Raw genomic sequence first — 11,654 nt, 5'->3', positions numbered from 1 at the left:
GGAAACATCGTGTTGATATTATTATCTCCTACAAGTATTTCAAGGTCAGATATACCAACAATTTATTGTGTGAACCAGCGGGATTATCATATTTCACTCAGAAAATAAATCTGCCAACGCCCTGCCAACAAGCTCCCCCGAATACTGCGCCTGTGCAAGGGTGTTGCCGTGGCTGCCCACTTCTATCAGCAGTGAACCGCTTGAAAGATCCTGATTGTAGAACCTTGTGTCAAAAAGCACAGGGCGGGTCAGACCTTGAAAGCGGTTTTCTATTTTTGATTGCAGTACACAGGCAAAACTGAAATTCTCCCTGAAATCCGGGATATTACCGCTTCCGTCATCAGCACAGGATATTATCATTATCTGCGCCGCTTCTTTTCCGTTTATCTCGGCTACGGGGGCGATGCGTGTTCCGTCACTGCGCTCGATGCCGTCGCGGTGGATATCAAGACAGACTTTAATGGAAGGATACTCCGCAAGTATCTTCTGCACCGCATCTCGGCTTGAATAATAGGCATTATCATAGCTTGGATAATCGTGGACAAGGGTATCATGTATGTAGGGTATGCCGGCTTTATCAAGCTGCTCACATATCCTGTCCCCCACGGAGATGATGTTCTTGTCACGTTCGGTTGTCTTCCCGTTAAAATCTCTGTCGTACCAGTCCTTATCCTCAAGTTCAAAGCTTTCGGTAGCATGGGTGTGATAGATCAGTATGACGGGCTGGCCTTCAGGATAATCAATATCAAAAGGAAGTCCCTGCCTGCTGAGCGCAATAAGTTCATTATTATCATACAAAGTGCAGTTTCGTACCTGTCCGCCGCCGAAAATATTGAAGAAAGACGGTTCGTCACTGCGCTGATAGGTGTATTTTTCTATAGCGCCGTCATGGTCTGTAAGGTCAGCAGGATAAGGGATCATACCGTCTACATCTTCAGAATGTAACGGACTTGGGACTGCAGTACCATCAGCCACAGGCTCGCTGTCATTTTCTGCAAGTGCTATATCCCAATAGCTTTGAGTAGAGATCTCCGTTCCCGGAAGAATTTCATCCCTGCATATTTCTTTTCTGCCGCGTCTTATCATTAGCAGTTCCGAAGATCCCTCTGCGATATCTGAAAGATACTGTGAATGCTTTGCTGCACTGAATATACACATCGGAAGGACAAACACTGTGAATATACAAAACAGTGCCCGTCTGCAAACTGTTTTAAGTCCCATATAACCACCTCAGTAATATATATTCGGGACAGGCTGTTTTATACATTGAACTATGTAAACAACTACACAACTGCCGAATGATTGCATATCTCCTCGAAAATGTATACTTTATGCTGAAAATTACGTGAAATACTTGACTTTACTTTGTGAATGTAGTATAATATATTAAACGATAAGAATTTACTCAATATTCCTAAGATGAAACGGAGAGGTTCAAAATCGTTTATTCCATTATTCAGAAAGGACGTGCATACGATGTCTAAGAAATATTCAGAGAAAAAGTCTTTCTGGGCTTTGATGAGCGCACTGCTGCTGGTCGTAGGATCAACTGCGTATATAGTATACAGATACTTTGAGGAAAAAGAACACTACGAAAAGTGGAAGGATTATGACGAGTGCGGGATCTGATAAAGGTCAGACTTGTTATACTGTTTTCGTAAATATGAAGATCGGTCGGCAGCGTTTTGCTCCGACCGTATTTTTATGTATATAAAACAAAAAGGCAGTCTGTTGACTGCCTCCTGCTTGTGTAAAAATTTTGGAGAGGATGAAACGAGCTAAGAGTAATTTCTTAGTGTTCATTCTTTTCTTTCTTTGTTCTACAATGAATATTATAGAACAAAGAGGTCATTTTTACAAGAACAAAGGTATTACATATAGCTACATTTATATTACAAATGATTTCAAAATGTAACTATTCTGTTTACAAAGGTATGTTACCATCAATTACAATGGATCTTAATAGTCTTCCTGTCATCAAATTCGATACCATCCGAAAGTGTGATCTTCAGCTTCTGATCCTCAGTGAAGCCTATGGTCTCACCGTCATTCAGTATAACATCGCCCTCTATAATATAGCTGACTATAGCCAGCATAAAACTCAGAAATTCATGGGGCTGTCCGCTGTAATCAAGAAATTCCATCTCAAGCTTCTTGAAGTTTTCCATACCCATGGTATATCCGCGGAGTTTTCCCTCGGCATTGGAAAGACCCAGCCAGACAAAGTCCAGCAGAGGAAGGGCATCGGACTTCATTACCTCAGCGTTTTTCTGATAGAAATCAGGAGCATAGACCGTACCGTTTGTGTAAATGCCTATGGTATTATCATCGATACAGCTTTCGCACACCTTTACAAAGAGCTTAGCACGTTCCATAGTATCCATTCCGTTGCCGACGCTAACTACTATCTGAGCGGTATGCTTTGCGACCTCCTGCTGTGCATCGTGCCAGAGGAAATTGAAAGCCGCATTCTGCTCGGCTTCACCATCGGGTATAGGTGAGGGATAAAATGCAAGGGAAACAAGATATCCGTCTGTATTGAACACAAAGATCTTATCATCATCTTTAGTATCAAGATCCTCAGGCTCGATACCCCATTTATCTTTCAGTCTGCTGAAAAAAGCTTCCTGATCCCATTCAGCTTCACGCAGAAGCATGAAACCGAGTAAAAATTTATTTCCTATCATATCAGTACTCCGCACCATACTGCGCACGGTAAGCGCGCATAGCGTCAAGATACTCCTTACCCTCAACAACACCGTCCTCGATAGCCTTGATGATATCGTTGATATTTACGATGGAGTATACCTTCACGCCAAAGTCCTTATACGCCTGCTGAACTGCTGAAAAATCTGTATCAAGAGCCTTTTCCATACGGTCAACAGTAATGACCATACCGGTTACATTTACATCAGCGGCACTCTTCAGCTTGGGCATGGATTCACCCAGTGCCTTGCCGGAAGTCATAACATCGTCGATGATAACTACCTTTTCGCCGTCTGTCAGCTTCTTGCCGACGAACATACCGCCCTCACCGTGATCCTTTGCTTCCTTTCTGTCGAAGCAGTAGGATACATCATAGCCGAACTTATTGCTGAGAGCAACTACTGCAGATACTGCCAGCGGTATACCCTTGTAAGCAGGTCCGAACAGAGTTTCAACGGGAATATCGTTGTCCTTTATACACTCGGCATAGTACTCGCCCAGCTTTGCAAGCTGTGCGCCTGTCTTGTAATTGCCGCAGTTGATGAAGTAAGGAGCCTTTCTGCCGCTTTTAAGTGTGAATTCACCGAAAGTCAGCACTCCGCTGTCAACCATGAACCTGATAAATTCTTCTTTGTAAGTCATAAAACACATTCCTTTCAGATAAGGTATTTTTAACTATTTCATTATAACACAAAACAGAACCAATATCAAGCACTTTATATTAAAAATCAGATCTTTCCCGATATTACATTATAATACGCTCTCGATCCGGTCTGCACCGAGTATTGCTTTTCGTTTGATACTTTCATTGACAGCCCATATAAGCTATGATATAATTATTTCAAAAACAGGCATAATAAGGTAGAGTAGGATATGACCGTAAACGGGATCATCGTTCAGTAGTATGTTGATAATACTTATAAGAGAAGAGATCGAAGAATATATAGCCGCAAGAGAACGATTCATAAAAACACATCCTCCTCTTACGCTTGAAGTAGGAGATTTCGTTATATTCAGGCTTCATGAGATATTTCTTTGATAAATAGTATACCATTAACAAAGCCCCGGAGCGATATTGACTTATCGCTTCGGGGCTTAATTTATTTATCTGGACAAATGACGATCAAGATATCATCATCCGATAGACCTTATGAGGTTTATCATCTCTATGGCGCCTTCTGCACACTCACTGCCCTTGTTGCCTGCTTTTGAGCCTGCACGCTCGATAGCCTGCTCGATATTCTCGGTGGTTATAACACCGAACATAACGGGTATGCCGCTTTCAATAGAAGTCTGTGCGATGCCCTTTGCAGCCTCGTTGCATACAAGGTCATAGTGAGAAGTGCTGCCCCTGATTATCGCACCAAGGCAGATAACAGCGTCATACTTGCCGGAATCAGCCATTTTCTTTGCAATAAGAGGTATCTCAAAAGCCCCTGGCACCCATGCGGTGTCGATAGCGTCCTCAGATATGCCGTGACGTACAAGAGTATCAACAGCGCCGCCCAGCAGTTTTGATGTGATGAATTCATTGAAACGTGCAACTACGATACCAACTCGCACGTTCTCGGGGATAAGTTTTCCTTCAAAAGTGTTCATAATAACAGCTCCTTATAAATTTATCAGTAGTCAAGAATATGACCCATTTTATCACGTTTTGTCTTTAAGTAGAACAGATCGTATGCGGTGGCAGACATCTGGATCGGTACACGTTCCTTTATCTCAATACCGAAACCGCTCAGACCGTATATCTTATCGGGGTTATTGGTGAGAAGTCTGAGAGTCTTACAGCCCAGATCACGGAGTATCTGTGCGCCGATGTAGTATTCTCTCATATCTCCGGGGAAGCCAAGTGCTAAGTTAGCTTCAAGGGTATCCATACCGTTGTCCTGAAGTTCATAGGCACGCAGTTTGTTTATAAGACCTATACCTCTGCCCTCCTGACGCATATAAAGCAGTATACCCCTGCCCTCATTCTCTATCTCGGTCATAGCCGCCGCAAACTGCTGTCCGCAGTCGCATTTCAGCGAACCGAAAGCATCACCTGTCAGGCACTCGGAATGTACACGGCAGAGTATATCCTCGCCGTTTCTGATATCGCCTTTTACAAGTGCCACATGGTGCTCGCCATTCAGCTTGTTGATAAAGCCTATTGCTCGGAAATTGCCGTACTTGGTGGGCAGCTTGGTATCAGCCACACGCTCCACAAGCTTATCGTGTACCTTGCGGTACTCTTTCAGCTGTGCGATCGTTATGAACTTCATGCCCCATTCCTTAGCCTTTTCCTGAAGTTCCTCTGTACGCATCATGGTGCCGTCGTCGCGCATTATCTCACAGCAGAGACCGCATTCTTCCAGTCCTGCAAGTCTCATCAGGTCAACGGTAGCCTCGGTATGTCCCTCACGTTCAAGAACACCGTTTTTCTTGGCTGTCAGCGGGAACATATGCCCGGGTCTACGGAAGTCCTCGGGCTTTGAACCGGGGTCTGCAAGGGCTCTTGCGGTATAACCCCTTTCCTCCGCAGATATGCCTGTAGTCGTATCCACATGGTCTATGGACACAGTAAACGCAGTGGAATGATTATCGGTATTGTAATCCACCATCTGGGGCAGATGCAGCCTGCGGCAGATAGCTTCGCTGACTGGCATACAGATAAGACCTTTAGCGTGTGCAGCCATGAAGTTCACATTCTCTGTGGTCGCGAACTGTGCCGCGCATATCATATCGCCTTCGTTCTCTCTGTCCTCATTGTCGGTGACGAGTATCACTTCACCGTTTCGCAGAGATTCAAGCGCTTCTTCAATAGTATTATATTCAAACATATACCCACTCCTCAGATAAATCCGTTCTTCATAAGCTGCTCCATGGTCACGCCGCTTTTTTTCGGCTCCGCCGGACGCAGCAGCTTTTCCACGTATTTTCCTATGATATCCGTTTCGATATTTATTATATCCCCTACTTTTTTATACGGCAGTATAGTCTGCTCGGCAGTATGAGGTATCACGGATACAGTAAAGTCCGTATCAGTCACCGCAGCAACAGTAAGACTTATGCCGTCCAATGTTACAGAGCCTTTTTCGACTATATACCTCAGCAGTTTTTCGTCCGCCGATATGGTATACCTAACAGCGATGCCGTCCTGCTTGATATTGCTGACAGTGCCCGTACCATCGATATGACCCGAAACTATATGCCCGCCGAAACGACCCTCCGCCGACATCGCCCTTTCAAGATCCACCTTGCTTCCCTGTTTCAGTGTTCCAAGAGAAGATCGGCTAAGAGTCTCGTTCATAACATCAGCCCTGAAGATCTTGCCGTCGTGCTCTGTGACGGTCAGGCACACGCCGTTTACTGCGATACTGTCACCGACTTTAGTCCCCTCAAGGACTTTCTCAGCGGCTATGCGTATAAAAGATGCATTTCCGTTTCGGCAGACCTCGCATACAGTGCCTGTTTCCTCAATCAGTCCTGTGAACATTTCTTCACCCGTCCTTCTATAAGTATATCGCCGTCAAGTTCGGTTATCCTGCGGTCTTCCAGCATGAATGCATCATCGGGCACAGCCACGCCCTGTCCGCCGACAGGAGTTTTCGCGTTACTTCCGCCGAATATCTTAGGTGCAACATAAGCCATCACCTTATCGACTATCCCGCTTTCCAACGCAGACCAGCCCAGCATTCCGCCGCCCTCGATAAGCACACTGTCTATCTTTTCTTTTCCGAGATATGCCATAAGTGCCGAAAGATCGGTACTTCCATTTTTATCAGGCAAACTCAGCACCTTACAGCCGCGTTTCTCATACTCACCGATACGGCCGCTGTCCGCATCACCGCAGACTATCAGCGTCGGAACTTTTTCCGATGTACGCACGATATTGCTGTCAAGAGGTGTGCGCAGATGAGTATCACATATTATCCTCAAAGGATCTCTGACGTTCTTGATGCGGCAGGTAAGCATAGGGTCATCAGCCAGCACCGTACCAACGCCCACCATTATCGCCGCATGATGCAGTCTTTCGCGGTGTACGTGCTTTCGTGCCGTCTCACCTGTTATCCACTGAGATTTGCCTGTATAGCAGGCGATCTTACCGTCAAGGGTCATGGCATATTTCAGGGTAACAAATGGCAGACCTGTCGTGATAAACTTGAAGAATATCTCATTCAGGCGGTCGCATTCATCTTTCAGCACGCCCTCCGTGACTTCTATACCGTGCTCTCGAAGTATAGCCGTTCCCTTGCCTGCAACAAGAGGATTAGGGTCGGAAGAGCCAACAAACACACGTTTTATACCGTGTTCGATCACCGCATCGGTGCAGGGCGGCTGCTTTCCGTGATGACAGCAGGGCTCCAGGGTGACATACATATCCGCCCCTCTGCAATCTATGTCCTTTGCATCACATTCCGCAAAAGCACTCCGTTCGGCATGGAGGTCGCCGTACCTTTTATGATATCCCGAAGCGATAATATTACCGTCACGCACTATGACAGCACCGACCATAGGATTCGGTGAAACATGACCCATACCCTTTTCCGCGAGTGCCAGTGCCTCACGCATAAAGTCTTCATGCCCCATGATGATGCTCCTTTCAATAATATAAAAAGCCCCCGTATACTACGGGGGCTTAAATAGACAAAAATGGTATAACACTTTTTAAGCGTTGTCATCTTCTACCATCCGGACTATACCGTCGGCTCCGGGATCACACCGGATCAACCGCTGAATGCGGCTCGCAGGCTATAACTGCCGGTCAGGAATCTCACCCTGCCCCGAAGACAAATATATTATATCACAGCATTTCGCTGTTGTCAATAGTTATTATAATATTCATACACAATAAAACAGACAGATCCAATACGCATCAGCATACGTTTGAACGCCTGTTTTCGGATAAAAATATCATTATTGGATTCAAAAATTGTAAAAATCTATAAATGTTCGATCAGACCGTTGAAAAGCGAGAAAAGATTTGTTATTATATTAACACGAATACAACAGACCCGTTAAGGAGGTACAACATGAGAATTTTGCTTATCGGCGGTACGGGAACCATCAGTATGGCGATCACAAAACTGCTTTTGTCAGGCGATAATGAGGTATATCTGCTCAACAGAGGAAACAGGAACACAGGATTTCAGGGTAATATCAATTTCATAACAGCTGATATCAGTAATGAGGAAGAAACTGCTGAAAAGATCAAGGATATGGAATTTGACTGTGTAGCTGAGTTCATCGGATTTGTTCCGTCACAGGTTGAAAGAGATTTCAGACTTTTTTGCGGAAAGACCAAACAGTATATCTACATAAGCTCAGCATCGGCATATCAGAAACCGCCTCAGGGCTATCTCATAACCGAGGAAACTCCCCTTGAAAATCCTTACTGGGAATATTCAAGAAACAAGAAAGCCTGCGAGGAATATCTTCTGGAAAGATACCGCAAGGACGGTTTCCCTGTTACTATAGTACGTCCCAGCCACACCTATGATGAACGCAGCGTACCTCTCGGAGTACATGGAACAGGCGGCAGCTGGCAGGTAGTCAGACGTATAATGGACGGTAAGCCTGTAATTATACATGGTGACGGTTCATCCCTGTGGACGATAACTCACAACAGCGATTTCGCCAAAGGATTCGTAGGACTTATAGGCAAAAAGGAAACTATCGGTCAGGCTTATCATATCACTTCCGATGAAAGTGTCAGCTGGAACAGCATATACAAAGCTATCGCTGATACGCTGGGAGTTGAACTGAAGCCTTATTATGTTTCATCTAAGACGCTTGCTGATATGGGAAGACAGTACGATCTTACGGGCAGCCTTATCGGTGACAAGGCAAATTCTGTAATATTCGATAACTCAAAGCTGAGATCAGTAGTACCCGATTTTAAAGCTGAGATCAGCGCAGCCGAAGGAATAAGGAAAACAGTGCAGAATATCCTTGCTCATCCTGAATACCAGAATGAAGACAAGGATTTTGACCTGTGGTGTGATAAGGTCATAGCTGCTATCGAAAAGGCAAAGGAGAATATTTAATGGTTGATGTAAAAGGACGCTGGGCATTTATAACCGGCGCAGCAAGGGGTATAGGATACAGAGCAGCTATATTTATGGCAAAGCACGGCTGCAATCTGATCCTTCAGGGAAGAACAGCAGCACACTGTGAAAAAGTGGTTGCAGAGGCTAAAGCACTTGGTGTTCAGGCTTATGCAGTAGGAGCAGAATTTTCTGACTTGGCACAGGTAGAAAAAATGCTTGCCGATATAGATGCTTTGGGTATAACAGTTGATATCGTTCTGAACAATGCAGGCATTCAGGTTGCATACAGGACAGAGTACCTTACTACTCCCGCTTCGGATTATGAGGAGAGTTTTAAGATAAATACCATAGCCCCTATGATGATAACTTATCATTTTCTTTCAAAGATGAAAGAAACAGGCTTCGGACGTATAGTAAATACCACAAGCGGTATACGTCTTGAACCCGAACAGGCAGGATACAGTGCTAGCAAGGCTGCACTCGACAAGGTAACGATGGATCTGGCATCGAAATTCAACGGTACAGATATCTGCATAAACATTACCGATCCGGGCTGGTGCAGAACTGATCTCGGTGGTTCCCATGCGCCAAATGATCCTGACAGTGCGATCCCGGGTGTTGTAGTAGGAGCGTTCATTGATGATAAAAAGTCCGGCAGAAATCTGGCAGCCTGTAATTTCTATGGTATGACTCTTGAAGAAGCTGTTATTAAGGCAGAAAATGAGATACCAGTTTATACCGGCTCGATAGGACTTTGATAACTTAGGAGGATTAATATGAATAATTTCAATTTTTACAGCCCCACAGAATTTGTATTCGGAAAAGACAGAGAAAATGAATGCGGAACATACGTAAAAAAACACGGCGGAAACAAGGTCCTCATACACTACGGCGGAAGCTCTGCAAAAAAATCGGGATTACTTGACAGAGTTAAAAAGTCTCTGGAGAGCAACGGTATAGCTTACTGCGAACTGGGCGGTGTTCAGCCCAATCCCCGCGACGGTCTTGTATATAAGGGCATAGAGCTTTGCCGCAAGGAAAACATTGACTTTATCCTCGCTGTCGGAGGCGGTTCTGTTATAGATTCCTCAAAGGCAATAGCAGCTGGTGTTCCATACGACGGTGATTTCTGGGATTTCTACAGTGGAAAGCACATCGAAAAAGCGCTCCCTGTCGGCACAGTACTTACTATAGCTGCAGCTGGCAGTGAGGGCTCAGGTGATTCAGTTATCACTAAAGAAGACGGTATGCTCAAAAGAGGTGCAGGCTCTGACGCACTGCGTCCTAAGTTCTCTGTAATGGACCCCGCACTGACCCAGACTCTCCCAGCTTATCAGACTGCCTGCGGTGCCACCGATATCATGGCACACGTTTTTGAAAGATATTTCACCAATACTACAGAGGTCGAGATAACCGACCGCCTTTGTGAGGCTGTGCTCATGACCATGGTGAAGGAAACTCCCAGAGTTATAGCAGACCCCAATAATTACGAAGCAAGAGCAAATATCATGTGGGCAGGTATGGTGGCTCATAATAATATTGTAGGCGTTGGCAGAGAGCAGGACTGGAACAGCCACGGCATTGAGCACGAGCTTTCAGCACTGTATGACTGCGCTCACGGTGCAGGTCTGGCCGTTATTATGCCTGCATGGATGGAGTTTGTTTACAAGCATAATATCATGCGCTTCTGTCAGATGGCAGTAAGAGTATTCGGATGCAAAATGGATTTTGAGAATCCAGAGAATACAGCACTTGCAGGCATCAAAGCATTCCGCAGGTTCCTGCATGACATCGGTATGCCTATAAACTTTGCAGAACTCGGTGCTAAGGAAGAAGATATTCCCGCACTCACAGAAAAGTTCGGGCTTGGTGACGGCCGAACCGGCGGTTTTGTTCATCTGTCATCCGAGGATGTTTCACAGATCTACAGGATCGCTGCAAAGGCATCACTTTAATTAGCTTTCCCAATTCCTTTTACGGAATCTCCCCCAATACCAACACCCGACAGAGTGTTTTGCTCTGTCGGGTGTTGTTTTATGTATATTCATGTTCATTTCTTTTTTGCTGTCAGGATATAACCACCGCAGTTGTCATATGATATATCGCAGGTGTAATTCTGAGGTATAAGAAGGCTGTCTCCTTTCTGCCTGGATATTATATAATCTTCATATTCGTAAAAGCTGCCGTATTCCAAACCGTCGATATATTCTTCAAGAGTAAGCCTGTTATCTGTAATTATCTTCGCATGAGGCTGACCCACATACCTGAAATGCCAGGGTTCGTAGTTTATACCGGTCACCATTCTGCCGAAAGATGGGTATCTCACGATAAAGCCATACTCGTGAGCGTGTTCCGTGAGGTATTTTCCCGCAGGACAATCGTTGATATTCTTGCCCGCAAACCCGCTGAAATACAGATCCTGTGCCAGACCCGTTTCATGCTCCGAACAGTGGGGCGGCATAGCCTCGCTGCTGCCCTGATCTTCATACAGTTCCTGCTGTTCCTCAGGTGTGCGGTATGATGACATCACGTACAGCGGTTCTCCGCAGTTATCCATAACCGCTTTAGAAAGAGCCGCATAGCTGTCCACTGAATCTGTTGACATCATCACACCGGAATCCTTATATTCGCATATAGAAGGTTCAAAATACTCACCAAGAGGGTGATCTTTGTTTATCAGCATCATGGCAGTACCTACTTTAACATCCTCTACATCCACTGTCCTCAACTCAAGTCCGTCATCGGATATCTCTTCAGGATGATACTCAACTCTGCCGCGGAAAAGCGCTGTGACCTGACCTGCAACGTTTAATTTGTCATGCTTGATGAAAACTACAAACACCGCCATTAAAACAAGTACAATTATCAGGACTGCAATAAATGGTGTTAGAGCCGATCTTCTTTTTTTCATAATGA

13 protein-coding genes and 1 riboswitch are annotated in these 11,654 nt (G+C 45.1%); of the genes, 5 read left to right on the top strand and 8 right to left on the bottom strand.

Annotated features, from left to right (window positions below):
* Window positions 1-93 precede the first annotated feature (93 nt).
* The gene (gene spoIIP / locus RUMAL_RS08285) at window positions 94-1,221 is read right to left on the bottom strand and encodes a stage II sporulation protein P (RefSeq protein ID WP_013498291.1); all 1,128 of its coding nucleotides are present in this window, start codon (window positions 1,219-1,221) and stop codon (window positions 94-96) included.
* A 255-nt stretch (window positions 1,222-1,476) separates the two neighbouring features.
* On the opposite strand from spoIIP, the gene RUMAL_RS22145 reads away from it, so the two are divergent.
* A complete protein-coding gene (locus RUMAL_RS22145; RefSeq protein WP_013498290.1) occupies window positions 1,477-1,629 on the top strand; it encodes a hypothetical protein in 153 nt (50 codons plus the stop codon).
* Between the two features lie 314 nt (window positions 1,630-1,943).
* Here RUMAL_RS22145 and RUMAL_RS08280 read toward each other — a convergent pair whose 3' ends face one another.
* Together RUMAL_RS08280 and pyrE are read right to left on the bottom strand one after the other, a co-directional pair.
* Entirely contained in the window at window positions 1,944-2,687 is a 744-nt protein-coding gene (locus RUMAL_RS08280) for a DUF4261 domain-containing protein (RefSeq protein ID WP_013498289.1), read from the bottom strand.
* A 1-nt stretch (window position 2,688) separates the two neighbouring features.
* Window positions 2,689-3,348: an orotate phosphoribosyltransferase gene (gene pyrE, locus RUMAL_RS08275; RefSeq protein WP_013498288.1), complete on the bottom strand. Its 660-nt coding sequence runs from the start codon at window positions 3,346-3,348 to the stop codon at window positions 2,689-2,691.
* A 262-nt stretch (window positions 3,349-3,610) separates the two neighbouring features.
* Here pyrE and RUMAL_RS22695 point away from each other — a divergent pair, with 262 nt between their 5' ends.
* On the top strand, window positions 3,611-3,745 hold the full coding sequence (locus RUMAL_RS22695; protein WP_272868074.1) for a hypothetical protein: 135 nt from the start codon (window positions 3,611-3,613) through the stop codon (window positions 3,743-3,745).
* Window positions 3,746-3,840: 95 nt separating this feature from the next.
* On the opposite strand, the gene ribH is transcribed toward RUMAL_RS22695, so the two are convergent.
* The 4 genes from ribH to ribD are packed head-to-tail and all read right to left on the bottom strand — an operon-like array spanning window position 3,841 to window position 7,278.
* On the bottom strand, window positions 3,841-4,305 hold the full coding sequence (gene ribH, locus RUMAL_RS08270) for a 6,7-dimethyl-8-ribityllumazine synthase (protein WP_013498286.1): 465 nt from the start codon (window positions 4,303-4,305) through the stop codon (window positions 3,841-3,843).
* Between the two features lie 23 nt (window positions 4,306-4,328).
* On the bottom strand, window positions 4,329-5,528 hold the full coding sequence (locus RUMAL_RS08265) for a bifunctional 3,4-dihydroxy-2-butanone-4-phosphate synthase/GTP cyclohydrolase II (RefSeq protein WP_013498285.1): 1,200 nt from the start codon (window positions 5,526-5,528) through the stop codon (window positions 4,329-4,331).
* 11 nt (window positions 5,529-5,539) lie between these two features.
* Entirely contained in the window at window positions 5,540-6,184 is a 645-nt protein-coding gene (ribE, locus tag RUMAL_RS08260) for a riboflavin synthase (protein ID WP_013498284.1), read from the bottom strand.
* A complete protein-coding gene (ribD, locus tag RUMAL_RS08255) occupies window positions 6,169-7,278 on the bottom strand; it encodes a bifunctional diaminohydroxyphosphoribosylaminopyrimidine deaminase/5-amino-6-(5-phosphoribosylamino)uracil reductase RibD (protein ID WP_013498283.1) in 1,110 nt (369 codons plus the stop codon). The genes ribE and ribD overlap by 16 nt, the downstream gene beginning before the upstream one ends.
* 86 nt (window positions 7,279-7,364) lie before the next feature.
* Window positions 7,365-7,484, bottom strand: a riboswitch (FMN riboswitch).
* Between the two features lie 237 nt (window positions 7,485-7,721).
* Here ribD and RUMAL_RS08250 point away from each other — a divergent pair.
* Genes RUMAL_RS08250 through RUMAL_RS08240 form a run of 3 tightly spaced genes read left to right on the top strand, consistent with a single transcriptional unit; the run spans window position 7,722 to window position 10,693 of the window.
* Complete coding sequence (locus RUMAL_RS08250) at window positions 7,722-8,735, top strand: NAD-dependent epimerase/dehydratase family protein (protein WP_013498282.1); 1,014 nt, start codon at window positions 7,722-7,724, stop codon at window positions 8,733-8,735.
* Complete coding sequence (locus tag RUMAL_RS08245) at window positions 8,735-9,496, top strand: SDR family NAD(P)-dependent oxidoreductase (protein WP_013498281.1); 762 nt, start codon at window positions 8,735-8,737, stop codon at window positions 9,494-9,496. The genes RUMAL_RS08250 and RUMAL_RS08245 overlap by 1 nt, the downstream gene beginning before the upstream one ends.
* A gap of 18 nt (window positions 9,497-9,514) precedes the next feature.
* A complete protein-coding gene (locus RUMAL_RS08240; RefSeq protein ID WP_013498280.1) occupies window positions 9,515-10,693 on the top strand; it encodes an iron-containing alcohol dehydrogenase in 1,179 nt (392 codons plus the stop codon).
* 95 nt (window positions 10,694-10,788) lie between these two features.
* Here the strand turns inward: RUMAL_RS08240 and RUMAL_RS20745 are convergent, their stop codons facing one another.
* Window positions 10,789-11,649, bottom strand: a complete 861-nt coding sequence (locus RUMAL_RS20745; RefSeq protein ID WP_013498279.1) for a M15 family metallopeptidase — start codon at window positions 11,647-11,649, stop codon at window positions 10,789-10,791.
* Window positions 11,650-11,654: the final 5 nt, after the last annotated feature.

The organism is Ruminococcus albus 7 = DSM 20455, assembly GCF_000179635.2.
GTDB classification, from domain to species: Bacteria; Bacillota; Clostridia; order Oscillospirales; family Ruminococcaceae; genus Hominimerdicola; species Hominimerdicola alba.
Note: the sequence above shows the minus strand (reverse complement) of the source record. Positions and strands in the feature narration are given on the sequence as shown.

Excerpts from the sequence above, each read along its gene's own strand:
- RUMAL_RS22695 (WP_272868074.1), top strand. The coding sequence starts at position 3,611 with ATGTTGATAATACTTATAAGAGAAGAGATCGAAGAATATATAGCCGCA.
- ribD (WP_013498283.1), bottom strand. The coding sequence starts at position 7,278 with ATGGGGCATGAAGACTTTATGCGTGAGGCACTGGCACTCGCGGAAAAG.
- ribE (WP_013498284.1), bottom strand. The coding sequence starts at position 6,184 with ATGTTCACAGGACTGATTGAGGAAACAGGCACTGTATGCGAGGTCTGC.
- RUMAL_RS08240 (WP_013498280.1), top strand. The coding sequence starts at position 9,515 with ATGAATAATTTCAATTTTTACAGCCCCACAGAATTTGTATTCGGAAAA.
- RUMAL_RS08280 (WP_013498289.1), bottom strand. The coding sequence starts at position 2,687 with ATGATAGGAAATAAATTTTTACTCGGTTTCATGCTTCTGCGTGAAGCT.
- spoIIP (WP_013498291.1), bottom strand. The coding sequence starts at position 1,221 with ATGGGACTTAAAACAGTTTGCAGACGGGCACTGTTTTGTATATTCACA.
- RUMAL_RS08250 (WP_013498282.1), top strand. The coding sequence starts at position 7,722 with ATGAGAATTTTGCTTATCGGCGGTACGGGAACCATCAGTATGGCGATC.
- ribH (WP_013498286.1), bottom strand. The coding sequence starts at position 4,305 with ATGAACACTTTTGAAGGAAAACTTATCCCCGAGAACGTGCGAGTTGGT.
- RUMAL_RS22145 (WP_013498290.1), top strand. The coding sequence starts at position 1,477 with ATGTCTAAGAAATATTCAGAGAAAAAGTCTTTCTGGGCTTTGATGAGC.
- RUMAL_RS20745 (WP_013498279.1), bottom strand. The coding sequence starts at position 11,649 with ATGAAAAAAAGAAGATCGGCTCTAACACCATTTATTGCAGTCCTGATA.
- RUMAL_RS08245 (WP_013498281.1), top strand. The coding sequence starts at position 8,735 with ATGGTTGATGTAAAAGGACGCTGGGCATTTATAACCGGCGCAGCAAGG.
- RUMAL_RS08265 (WP_013498285.1), bottom strand. The coding sequence starts at position 5,528 with ATGTTTGAATATAATACTATTGAAGAAGCGCTTGAATCTCTGCGAAAC.
- pyrE (WP_013498288.1), bottom strand. The coding sequence starts at position 3,348 with ATGACTTACAAAGAAGAATTTATCAGGTTCATGGTTGACAGCGGAGTG.